11 protein-coding genes are annotated in these 10,739 nt (G+C 77.4%); 4 read left to right on the top strand and 7 right to left on the bottom strand.

Annotation, left to right across the window (positions count from 1 at the left end; genetic code table 11):
* Positions 1–88 precede the first annotated feature (88 nt).
* Positions 89–982, bottom strand: coding sequence for an alpha/beta fold hydrolase (locus tag ACI79X_RS02675; protein WP_457023862.1), 894 nt, complete (start codon positions 980–982; stop codon positions 89–91).
* A gap of 145 nt (positions 983–1,127) precedes the next feature.
* On the opposite strand from ACI79X_RS02675, the gene ACI79X_RS02670 reads away from it, so the two are divergent.
* On the top strand, positions 1,128–1,838 hold the full coding sequence (locus ACI79X_RS02670) for a YcnI family protein (RefSeq protein WP_457023861.1): 711 nt from the start codon (positions 1,128–1,130) through the stop codon (positions 1,836–1,838).
* 46 nt (positions 1,839–1,884) lie between these two features.
* On the opposite strand, the gene ACI79X_RS02665 is transcribed toward ACI79X_RS02670, so the two are convergent.
* Together ACI79X_RS02665 and ACI79X_RS02660 are read right to left on the bottom strand one after the other, a co-directional pair.
* Entirely contained in the window at positions 1,885–2,760 is an 876-nt protein-coding gene (locus ACI79X_RS02665) for an ABC transporter substrate-binding protein (protein ID WP_457023860.1), read from the bottom strand.
* A gap of 14 nt (positions 2,761–2,774) precedes the next feature.
* Positions 2,775–3,203 (bottom strand): hypothetical protein, encoded by a 429-nt coding sequence (locus tag ACI79X_RS02660; protein WP_457023859.1) that lies wholly within the window; start codon positions 3,201–3,203, stop codon positions 2,775–2,777.
* 149 nt (positions 3,204–3,352) lie between these two features.
* Between ACI79X_RS02660 and ACI79X_RS02655 the strand changes: the two genes are divergently transcribed.
* The gene (locus ACI79X_RS02655) at positions 3,353–5,317 is read left to right on the top strand and encodes a SpoIIE family protein phosphatase (RefSeq protein WP_457023858.1); all 1,965 of its coding nucleotides are present in this window, start codon (positions 3,353–3,355) and stop codon (positions 5,315–5,317) included.
* Between the two features lie 57 nt (positions 5,318–5,374).
* Entirely contained in the window at positions 5,375–6,853 is a 1,479-nt protein-coding gene (locus tag ACI79X_RS02650; protein WP_457023857.1) for an AAA family ATPase, read from the top strand.
* A gap of 52 nt (positions 6,854–6,905) precedes the next feature.
* Here the strand turns inward: ACI79X_RS02650 and ACI79X_RS02645 are convergent, their stop codons facing one another.
* The gene (locus ACI79X_RS02645) at positions 6,906–7,817 is read right to left on the bottom strand and encodes a LysR family transcriptional regulator (protein ID WP_457023856.1); all 912 of its coding nucleotides are present in this window, start codon (positions 7,815–7,817) and stop codon (positions 6,906–6,908) included.
* A gap of 73 nt (positions 7,818–7,890) precedes the next feature.
* Here ACI79X_RS02645 and ACI79X_RS02640 point away from each other — a divergent pair, with 73 nt between their 5' ends.
* Positions 7,891–8,814 (top strand): DMT family transporter, encoded by a 924-nt coding sequence (locus ACI79X_RS02640; RefSeq protein ID WP_457023855.1) that lies wholly within the window; start codon positions 7,891–7,893, stop codon positions 8,812–8,814.
* A 10-nt stretch (positions 8,815–8,824) separates the two neighbouring features.
* Here ACI79X_RS02640 and ACI79X_RS02635 read toward each other — a convergent pair whose 3' ends face one another.
* The 3 genes from ACI79X_RS02635 to ACI79X_RS02625 all read right to left on the bottom strand — a co-directional run bounded on the left by ACI79X_RS02635 (position 8,825) and on the right by ACI79X_RS02625 (position 10,730).
* The gene (locus tag ACI79X_RS02635; protein ID WP_457023854.1) at positions 8,825–9,025 is read right to left on the bottom strand and encodes a hypothetical protein; all 201 of its coding nucleotides are present in this window, start codon (positions 9,023–9,025) and stop codon (positions 8,825–8,827) included.
* A 119-nt stretch (positions 9,026–9,144) separates the two neighbouring features.
* Positions 9,145–9,564, bottom strand: a complete 420-nt coding sequence (locus tag ACI79X_RS02630; protein WP_457023853.1) for an ATP-binding protein — start codon at positions 9,562–9,564, stop codon at positions 9,145–9,147.
* Between the two features lie 119 nt (positions 9,565–9,683).
* On the bottom strand, positions 9,684–10,730 hold the full coding sequence (locus ACI79X_RS02625; protein ID WP_457023852.1) for an NAD(P)-dependent alcohol dehydrogenase: 1,047 nt from the start codon (positions 10,728–10,730) through the stop codon (positions 9,684–9,686).
* Positions 10,731–10,739 lie beyond the last annotated feature (9 nt).

Genomic DNA, 10,739 nt, shown 5'->3' with positions numbered 1-10,739 from the left:
GCAGGAGGAGCCTCGAGCCGCCCCCCCCCCCCCCCCCCGCCCCCCCCCCCCCCCCCCCCCCCCCCCCCCCCCCCCCCCCCCCGCCCGCTCAGGTCCGCTCGACCCGGTCGACGAGCGCGGTGATCCGGTCGACCAGCTGCGGCCACACCTCGCGCGGCAGGTCGTGGCCCATCCCGTCGACGACGAGCAGCTCGGCGCCCGGGATCGCCGCCGCCGTCGCCCGGCCGCCGGACACGTTCACCAGCGCGTCCTGCTCGCCGTGCACGACCAGCGTCGGGACGGCGACCGACGCGAGGTCGGCCGTGCGGTCGGGGCTGGCGAGGATCGCGGCCAGCTGGCGGGCGACGCCGGCCGGGTCGTGCGCCCGGTCGAAGGACAGCCCGGCCCGGTCGCGCAGCGCCGTCTCGTCGAACTCGAAGCCCGGCGACCCGATGACGCGGTAGGTGTCGACGGCGCGCTGCACGGCGCCGTCGCGGTCGGTGGCCGGCGGGGCGAGCAGGACGCCCATCGCGGCCTCGGCGGGGGAGCCGACGGCGGGGTCGCCCGTCGTCGACATGATCGAGGTGAGGCTGCGGACCCGCCGCGGGTGCCGGATGGCGAGGGTCTGGGCGATCATCCCGCCCATCGAGGCGCCGACGACGTGCGCGCTGTCGAGGCCGAGGGCGTCGAGCAGGGCGGCGGTGTCGTCGGCCATGTCGGCCAGCCGGTAGGCGACGCGGCTGTGGTCGCCGCCCATGACGGCGAGCACGTCGGGCGCGCCGGCGTCGTGCAGGTGCGTGGACAGGCCGATGTCGCGGTTGTCGAACCGGACGACGTACAGGCCGCGCTCGGCCAGCATCCGGCAGAACTCGTCGGGCCAGCCGACCATCTGCGTGGCCAGGCCCATGACGAGCAGCAGCGGTGTGTCCTCGGCCGAGCCGAAGGTCTCGTAGGCGATCTCGACGTCGCCGGCGCGGGTGGTCTGCACCCCGGTGTGCTCCATGCCGCGACGCTAGTGCGCACGCCGATCCGGCACGCGACGGCCCGTGACCGGGCACACGGGAACCGGGACGGCGCCCGCGACGACCAGAGGGGGGAGGGGCGCGGCGGGACCCCGTGCCGCGCCGACCACCGACCCGAGGAGAACCGTGACCCGCACCATCCACCGGCTGGCCGTCGTCCTGGCGGCCGGCCTGGCCGCGCTCCTGGCGACCGCCGGGGTCGCCTCGGCGCACGTCACCGTCTCGTCGCAGGACGCGGCCGCCGGCGGCTACGGGAAGCTGACCTTCCGCGTGCCGAACGAGAGCGACACCGCCAGCACCGTGGCCGTCCGCATCCAGGTCCCGGAGGAGGCCGCGATGGCCTCGCTGCGGGCCATGCCGGTGGCCGGCTGGACGGTGTCGACCACGCGGGCGCAGCTGCCCGAGCCGCTGGAGTCCCACGGCCAGGAGATCACCGAGTACGTCTCCGTCGTCGAGTTCCGCGCCGAGGAGGGCCAGGGCATCGGCCCCGGCCAGTTCATGGAGTTCGCGCTCTCCGGCGGCCCCTTCCCGGACGCCGACGAGGTGAGCTACCCGGCCGTGCAGACCTACAGCGACGGCACCGAGGCGGCCTGGATCGAGCCGACGGTGGGTGGCGAGGAGCCGGAGTACCCGGCGCCGGTGCTGACGCTCGCCGGCACCGCGGCCGGCGACGGCGGGGACGCGGCCGGCACCGACGTCGCCGAGGCGTCGGCGAGCAGCGACGGCGGCTCCGGCACCGCCACCACCGCGCTCGTGCTGGGGATCGTCGGCGCGGTCACCGGCACCGCCGGGCTGGCGCTGGCCTGGACCACGCGCCGGCGCACGCCCACGGCCTGAGGTCCCCGCGGCGCCCCGGCGGCGGCCCGGCGTCCGGGGCCCCCGATCAGGCGACCCGGACCGCCAGGTGCGGCGGCACCTCCCCGCCGTGCAGTACGGCGGCGAGGGCCTCCACGCCGTCGACCAGCCGCGGACCCGGGCGGACGACCACCGCGTCGCCGTCGACGGCCCAGACCGGGACGCCGGGCAGCCGGCCGGCGACCTCCGCGGCCTGCCCGGCGGCCCCGGCGAGCCCGAAGCCGCAGGGGGCGACCACGACGACGTCGGGCCGCGCCGCGGCGAACTCCGTCCACGGGACCGGGGCCGACCGCTGTCCGGGGCGGCACGCCACCGGCTGCCCACCCGCGGCGGTGACCAGGTCGGGGACCCAGTGCCCGGCCGGGAACGGCGGGTCGACCCACTCGACCACGGCCACCCGCGGGCGGGGCCGGCCGGCCACCCGGCCCGCGACGGCGGCCAGCCGGGCGCGCAGGGCCGCCACGACCTCCGCGGCCCGCGGCGCGGTGCCGGTGCGCTCGCCGACGGTGGTGATCGTCGCCAGCACGTCCTCGAGGGTGTGCGGGTCGAGGGTCACCACGTCGGCGCGGCAGCCCAGGGAGGCCAGCGCCTCGTCGACGGAGCCCGCGGGCAGCGCGCACACGCGGCAGAGGTCCTGGGTCAGGACGAGGTCGGGGTCCAGTGCCGCGAGGGCGCCGGCGTGCAGCGTGTAGAGGTCCTCCCCGGCGGCGACCCGGGCCCGGACGGCGGCGTCGATCTCCGCCGGTGTCATCCCCGCGGTGTCCAGCCCGCCGACGACGACGGCCTTCTCGGCGCGGGCCCGCGGCGGCTCGTCGCACTCGAAGGTGACGCCGACCAGCTGCTCGTCCAGGCCCAGGGCGTAGACGATCTCGGTCGCCGACGGCAGCAGGGAGACGACCCGCACGGGCCGGCCCCGGCTCAGCGGGCCCGGGGACCGGGCGCGAGGCGCTGCTGCACCTGCCGGGCCAGCGCCCGGGCCATCCGCAGCGCGGGCGGCGCGGCGCGGTACCGGCGGGCGGATCCCGGCGTTCCCACCCCGGCCCCGACCACGGCCCCGACTTGCGACTCGACCGCGGCCAGGCGCGTCTCCAGGTCGAGGACCCGGGCGTCGGCCGGTGCCGGGCCGGCCGGCACGGCGGCCAGCTGGGCGAGCCCCTCCGACAGGCCGGACACCAGGTCGGCGGCCTCGTCCGGCCGCAGCTTGACGGTGCCGACGCACACGTCGTCGCGCCAGATGCTCAGGTTGAGCAGCCCCTGGGGGACGTGCGCCGAGACGCGGACCGCGCGGGTCCGGTCGCGCGCGTCCCAGATCCACCTCCCGCGCGAGGGCAGAGCGGTGACCGTCATCACCCGATCATCGGCCACCGGGGGCCGGAGGGCCAGGAGGACCGCCCGGCGGGGTGCCGCACGGCGCGCCGGTGCATGGACCCGCAGGTCGCGGGGGTAGGGGGCGGCCGCGGCGCGCTCGCGTCGGAGGACACGGGACGGGTGGGCGCGTGGTGCAGCTCGGCGGAGCAGACGCCGACCGGCTGGTCGGCGGTGCGGCCGCGGTCCGCGACGCCTACGACCAGATGCCGCTCATCCTGTGCGTCTACGGCGGCCCGCAGCACGCCGTCGTCGCGGCCAACGGCGCGATGCGGGAGTTCTTCGGCCGCGACGACCTGGTCGGCCTGCCGATCCGCGAGGCCCTGCCCGAGCTGGAGGGGCAGCACGTCTTCGAGCTGCTGGACGAGGTGTTCACGACCGGCCGCAGCCGGGTGGCCCGGGAGTGGCGGCTGCAGGTGGACCCGGGCGGCACCGGCGGGCTGCAGGAGGTCTTCCTCGACTTCCACCTCGCGCCCACCCGCTCGGCCGACGGCGAGGTCGACGGCGTGGCCACCTTCGCCCACGACGTCACCGAGCAGGTGCTGGCCCGGCAGGCCGCGCAGGAGCAGGCCGCCGACGCCGAGCGGCGCGCCCGGGACGCGCGGGCCCTGGTCACCGCGCTGCAGGAGGCGCTGCTGCCGGCCACCCTGCCGGTGCTGCCCGCGGCGCGGATCGCCGCCCGGTACCTGGTGGCGGCGGGGGACCAGGTGGCCGGCGGCGACTGGTTCGACGCGGTCCCGCTGCCCGCGGGGACCGTGGCGCTCGTCGTCGGCGACGTCGTCGGGCACGGGGTGGCGGCCTCGGCGGCGATGGGCCAGCTGCGCGCGGTCCTCGGCGACGCGCTGCTCGCGGGCGTCGGCCCCGCCGAGGCGCTGGCCCGCGCGGACGCCTTCGCCGCCCGCAACCCGCGGCTGCACGCCGCCACCGTGGCCCTCGTCGTCCTGGACCCGGCGACCGGCGCCCTCCGCTACGCCTGCTGTGGGCAGCCGCCGCCCCTGGTCGTGGACGAGGAGGGGACGACCCGCTTCCTCGCCCCCGTGGGGGCCGGGCCGCTCGGCACCGCCGCCCCGGGTGCCGTCCCCGACATCGCGGACGACGTCCTCGCCCCCGGCGAGACGGTGCTCCTCTACAGCGACGGGCTCATCGAGCGGCCGTTCCGCAGCATCTCCGACGGCATGGCGGAACTGGCCACCGTCGCCTCCGACGCGGCCGCCAACCGCGCCCTCCCGCTCGGCGCGCCGGGCACACCCGACGAGCGGCTGTGCCGGCTGACCGTCGAGCTGCTCACCCGCACCGGCTACGACGACGACGTCACGACGCTGGCCGCGCACCGCCTCCCCGTGCCGGTGCCGCCGCTGCACGTGGACTCCGGCACCGCCCGCGACGAGGTGCGCCGGCTGCGGCGGACGGTCGACGCGTGGCTCGACGAGCTCGACCCGACCGCCGAGGACCGGGGCGCGGTCGAGCTCGCCGTGTGGGAGGCGGTGGCCAACGCCGTCGACCACGCCTACTCGCCCGGGGAGACCGGTCCGGTCCGGCTCGACGCGGTGCTGCTGCCCGACGGCGTGCTCGAGTGCCGCGTCGCCGACGAGGGCCGGTGGCGTGACCCCGACCCGGGCTCCTCGCACCGCGGCCGCGGCCTGCTGCTCGCCCAGCAGCTCACCGACTCGCTGCACGTGCAGCGGTCCGGTGGCGCCGGCACCGTCGTCACCCTGCGGCACCGGCTGCACCGGCCGGCCATGCTCGGCTCCGACGTCGGCCGCGGCACCGCCGTAGCGCCCCGCGAGCCCTTCGGCGTGGCGGCGGACCAGCCCGACGGGCCCGCCGGGCCGGTGCGGCTGCGGGTGAGCGGCCCGGTCGACGTGACCAGCGTCGAGGAGCTCGACCGCACCATGGCGGCCTCCACCCGCGGCGGCGTGCTGCCGCTCACCGTCGACCTCTCCGCGGTGACCCTGCTGGCCAGCGCCGGGGTGCAGGTGCTGCACCGGATGCGCGACCTGCTGGCCGGGCACGGCCGCGAGCTCGTCCTCCTCGCGCCGCCGGGCAGTGCGGCCCGGGCGGTGCTGGACCTGGTGGGGCTGCCCGCCGCCGGCTGAGGCGCGACCCCGCGGACACCGTTAGCCTCCGGAGCCGGGCGACGGAGCGGGGGCAGCGTGGCGGGAGCATCGGACGACGAGGCGAGGCGGTTCGCCGAGGGGCTGCAGTCGCTGCTCAACTGGCTGCACGCCCCGGCGCAGGGCGCCAACGAGGTCGTGGCCCTGGTGCGGCAGTCGCTCGGCGCGGCCGGGCTCGCGGAGTCCGTCGTCTCCCGGACGCTGTCGGGCTTCGAGCACGTCAACCTGCAGACCGCGCTCGACGCCTGGACCGCGGCCGAGGGGCGCACGGTGGAGGTGCGCGGCGTCGTCCTCCCGCCGCACTACGGCGACATCTCGCTGCAGCAGCTCATGACCGGCGAGGCGCTGCCGCCGGTGCGGCTGAGCGCCCCTGCGGTGGTCGACCTGCCCGACGGTCCCGGCTCGACGCTCGCCTGCCTGCGGCTGGCGCTGCTCCTGGTCACCGACGCCACCGGCTCCTACGTGCTGCTCGTGCAGGGTCCCGGCGAGCACCGGCCCACGCTGTCGGTGGAGGTGGCGGGGCTGCCGGTGCGGGCGGCCCAGGACGTGCTCGCCGAGCTCGACCGGCTGCGCCGCGAGCGCAACGTCTACCGCGGGCAGCTCGTCGAGGTCACCCCGACGCCGATGGGCGGCGTCGAGCTCACCTTCCTCGAGCCGCCGGGTCTGTCCCGCGACGACGTCGTCCTGCCCGCCGTCGTGCTCGACCGGGTCGAGCGGCACGCCGTGGGCGTCGCCGAGCACCGCGCCGGCCTGCGCGCCGCCGGCCAGCACCTCAAGCGCGGCCTGCTGCTCTACGGGCCGCCGGGCACGGGCAAGACGCACACCGTGCGCTGGCTGCTCGGCCGGATGGACGACTACACCCGGCTGCTGCTCACCGGCCGCTCCCTCGGGACGATCGGCGCGGTCGCCGAGCTGGCCCGCGAGCTGCAGCCGGCCGTCGTCGTCCTCGAGGACGTCGACCTGGTGGCCGCCGAGCGCTCGTTCGGGCCCGGCGGCAGCCCGGTGCTGTTCGACCTGCTCGACGCCATGGACGGCGCCGCCCCCGACGCCGACCTGCTGTTCGTGCTGACCACCAACCGGGCCGACCTGCTCGAGCCCGCCCTGGCCGCGCGGCCGGGGCGCATCGACGTCGCCGTCGAGGTCGGCCTGCCCGACGCCGCCGCGCGCCGCGACCTGCTGCGGCTCTACGGCCGCGCGGTGCCGCTGCGGCTCACCGGCGACGACGTCGAGCGGGCCGTCGAGCGCACCGACGGGGTGACGGCGTCGTTCCTCAAGGAGCTGCTGCGCCGCGCGGTGCTCGAGGCGCTGCACGAGCAGGACCCGGTCGAGGCGGTCACCGGCGCGCACGTCGACCGCGCGCTCGACGACCTGCTCGACTCCACCCAGCAGGTCACCAGGGTGCTGCTCGGCGTGGGGGCCGAGGAGGTGGTCGCGGCGGCCGACCTCGACGGCGGTCCGCAGCCCGCGCTCGCCCCGCCCGACGCCCTGCCGGGCGGCTGGGTCGCCTACCCGGGCTGACCGCCGTCAGCCCGGGGCCGGGCGCCCGCGCGGTCGGCGTCCGGACCCGGCGTCAGCCGAGCCGGTCCGCCCGGCTGCGCACCGCGTCGAGGAAGGCGGCCAGGGCCGGGGGAGCGGGCTGGTCGCGGGTGAGCAGGACGAGCCGGCGGCGGACGGCGGCCCCGGCGACGTCCCGCACGGCCAGCGCCGGGTCGCCCCCGGGCAGGGTGAGCGCCGGCAGCAGGGCGACGGCGCCGGCGCGGCGCACGAGCTCCAGCTGGACGTCGGCGTCGTCGGACCGGTGCCGCAGGTCCGGCTCGAAGCCGCCGAGGGAGCGGCAGGCGCCGACGACCAGCGCGGTGTGCCCGGTCCCGGCGCCGGAGGCGACCCAGACGTCGTCGCGCAGGTCCGCCAGCGCGACCGGCCCGCCGGCGGCCGCCGGGTGGTCCGCGGGCAGGACGAGCCGCAGCGGCTCCTCGTGCAGCACCGCGGAACGCAGCCCCGCCGGTCGCGGGCGCGGGTGGCCGTCGTACTCGTCGCTGACGACGACGTCGAGGCTGCCCGAGCGCAGCTCCGGGAGCGCCTGCTCCAGCTCCAGCTCCGACACCTCGACCCGCACGAGGGGGTGCTCGGCGCGCATGCCGGCCACCGCCGGGACGAGCAGGCGGCGGGTGGCCGACTGGAGGCCACCCGCCCGCACCGTGCCGCGGACCTCGCCGCCGAGTGACGCCAGGTCCGCGCGGGCCGCCTCGGCAGCGGCGAGCAGGACCCCGGCGTGCCGGGCGAGCAGATGCCCGGCGTCGGTGAGGCGCACGCCCCGGCCGGCCCGCTCCAGGAGCGGCGCCCCGGCCTCCCGCTCCAGGACCGCCAGCTGCTGGGAGATCGCCGACGGCGTGTAGCCGAGCGCCGCCGCCACCGCGCCGAGCGTGCCGCGCAGCTCCAGCTCGCGGAGCACCCGCAGCCGGCGGAGATCGAACTCGACCATGCAGCAACGCTAACCAGTGCGGTCCACGATCCGTCGCTGGAGCTGACGGGACGTCCGGGTGAGGCTGTCGGACGTGGGTCTCGCACTGTGCCTGCTGTCGGCGGCGTGCTTCGGCGCGATGGGGGTCTTCGGCAAGCTCGCCTACGCCGCCGGCGTCGGGCCCGAGGCGCTGCTGGCACTGCGCTTCGTCATCGCCGCGCTGCTGCTGGCCGGCGTCCTCGCGCTGCGGCCCGACCTGCGGTCCGACGGCCCGGGACCGCGGCGGCCGCTCGGCCGGCGGCTCGTGCTCACCGCCCTCGCGCTGGGCGCCATCGGCTACGCCACCCAGGCGACGCTGTACTTCACGGCGCTGGAGCGCATCGACGCGTCGCTGGTGGCGCTGGTGCTCTACACCTACCCGGCGCTGGTCACGCTGGCCGCGGTGCTCCTCGGCCGCGACCGGCTGACCCCGGCGCGGGCCGTGGCCCTGCTGGTCGCGTCCGGCGGCACGCTGCTGGTGCTGCTGGGCGCTGGGGGTGTGCGGTTCGACGGCGCGGGCGTGGCGCTCGCCTTCGGCGCCGCCGTCACCTACACCTGCTACATCCTCGTCGGCGACACCGTGGTCCACCGGCTGGCGCCGGTGGTCCTGTCCGCGATGGTCATGGCCGGCGCCGCCGTGGCCCTCACCGGCCGGGCCGTCGCCGGAGGCGGGCCCGACCTCGGCTTCGGGCCCGCCGGGTGGCTGTGGGTCGGCTGCATCGCCGTCGTGTCGACCGTCGTCGCGATGCTCGCCTTCTTCGCCGGCCTGCGCCGCACCGGCCCGTCGACAGCGGCGATCCTGTCGACGGCCGAGCCCCTCGTCACCGCCGCGCTGGCCGCCCTGACGCTCGGGGAGTCCCTGACCCCGGTCCAGCTCGCCGGCGGTCTGCTGGTGCTGGCCTCGGTGGTCGTCGTGCAGCTGCGCCCGCGCCGCCCGGCCACCTCGCCGGCGGAGGCCCCCGCGGCCGCCGTCCCCTGACCGGGAGTGCTCAGCGGCCCTGTTGCCGCCGGGCGACGACCACCAGCACGACGAGCACGAGTGCCAGGGGCGCCCAGGTCGGCAGCGCGAAGCCGCCGAGCAGCAGCTGCGCGACGAACAGGAGGAGCTGGAAGGCCAGCCAGAACCCGACGAGCAGGACGAGCCAGTAGAGCAGCGGGCGCTCGGAGCGCAGGCGGTTGAGGTAGTCCATGTCCCCTCCTCGGTCGCGCACCGGGAGGCGCGTCGTCCGCGGGTTACAACGCCGGGCCGGCCGCCCCGCGTTCCGCGTCCGCCGCGCGCGTCCCTCCCCGGGGGGAGCGTCCCGATCGCTCAACCCCGGGACAGGCAGGCCCAGACGTGCTTGCGGCCGTCGTGGACGTCCCAGCCGCACGCGGTCGCCAGGTCGGCCACCAGGTTCAGGCCCATGCCGCCCTGCGCGGGGTCCCGTCCCGTCGCCGGCTCCGGCGTGCGCTCGGGTGCGGCGTCGCTGACGGCGAGCAGCAGGTCGTCCGTCGCCGGGGCGACGCTCACCCGCACCGGCGGGAGCCCGTGCCGCAGGCCGTTGGACGCCAGCTCGTCGAGGGTGAGGAGCAGCTCGCCCACCAGGTCCGGGTCGTCGGCCAGGTCGGGCAACCACCTCCGCAGCTCGGCGCGCATGAGCCGCAGCTGCGCCGGGGAGGCGAGTTCGCAGTCGTAGCGGGGCCCCGTGGTCTCGGGGCAGGGCCGTCGTGGCCAGGTCCGTGGAGTCATCGGCTCGTTCCGGTCGGCGTCGTCCGATACCTCTTCCCCGCCACGGAGATCAGCAACCAACGGTGCCGGTGTCATCGGAGGGCGCCGACCGGGGCGCGCGGGCCTCCGCTGCCCGCGGGTCAGGCGAGGGTGGCCGTGTCGATCACGAAGCGGTAGCGCACGTCGGAGGCCACCACCCGGTCGAAGGCCTCGTCGACCTGGTCCATGCCGATGGTCTCGATCTGCGCGGCGATGCCGTGGGCGGCGCAGAAGTCGAGCATCTCCTGCGTCTCGCGGATGCCGCCGATGTTCGACGCGGCGTAGGAGAGGCGCCGCATGAGCAGTGAGGACACGTCGAGCGACTGCGGGTGCTCCGGGATGCCGAGGTTGACCATCGTGCCGTCCACGTCGAGCAGGGACAGGTGCGCGTCGACGTCGACGGACGCGCTGACGGTGTTGAGGACGAGGTCGAACGAGCCCGCCAGCCGGGGGAACGTGTCCGGGTCGCTGGTGGCGGCGTAGTGCCCCGCCCCCAGGCGCAGGCCGTCCTCCTGCTTGCGCAGCGACTGGGACAGCACGGTCACCTCGGCCCCCAGGGCGGCCGCGACCTGGACGGCCACGTGGCCGAGCCCGCCGAGCCCGACGACGGCCACCCGGGTCCCCGGGCCCGCTCCCCAGTGGCGCAGGGGGGAGTAGACGGTGATGCCCGCGCACAGCAGCGGAGCCGTCGCGTCGAGCGCCATCCCGTCGGGGATGCGCAGGACGAAGTCCTCGGTGACGACGATGCCCTCGGCGTAGCCGCCCTGAGTGGGCTGCCCGTCCCGCCCGGTGCTCGAGTACGTCTCGACGTAACCCTCGGTGCAGAACTGCTCGTCCCCGCGCCGGCAGTACCGGCACTGCCGGCACGAGTCGACGAGGCAGCCGACGCCGACGCGGTCGCCGACGCGGAACCGGCTCACCTCCGCGCCGACCTCGGCGACGACCCCGGCGATCTCGTGGCCGAGGACGACCGGGTAGCGCGTGGCTCCCCACTCGCTGCGGGCGGTGTGGATGTCGGAGTGGCAGATGCCCACGTGGCGGATGTCGATGCGCACGTCCCGGGGGCCGACGTCCCGCAGCTCGATCGTCGTCGGACTGAGCGGGGCGGTGGCCGACGTGGCGGCGTAGGCCCGGACGGTGGTGGGCACGGCTTCCTC

Source organism: Geodermatophilus sp. SYSU D01119, from assembly GCF_054049975.1.
Note: the sequence above shows the minus strand (reverse complement) of the source record. Positions and strands in the feature narration are given on the sequence as shown.

Excerpts from the sequence above, each read along its gene's own strand:
- ACI79X_RS02630 (WP_457023853.1), bottom strand. The coding sequence starts at position 9,564 with ATGACTCCACGGACCTGGCCACGACGGCCCTGCCCCGAGACCACGGGG.
- ACI79X_RS02675 (WP_457023862.1), bottom strand. The coding sequence starts at position 982 with ATGGAGCACACCGGGGTGCAGACCACCCGCGCCGGCGACGTCGAGATC.
- ACI79X_RS02660 (WP_457023859.1), bottom strand. The coding sequence starts at position 3,203 with ATGACGGTCACCGCTCTGCCCTCGCGCGGGAGGTGGATCTGGGACGCG.
- ACI79X_RS02645 (WP_457023856.1), bottom strand. The coding sequence starts at position 7,817 with ATGGTCGAGTTCGATCTCCGCCGGCTGCGGGTGCTCCGCGAGCTGGAG.
- ACI79X_RS02635 (WP_457023854.1), bottom strand. The coding sequence starts at position 9,025 with ATGGACTACCTCAACCGCCTGCGCTCCGAGCGCCCGCTGCTCTACTGG.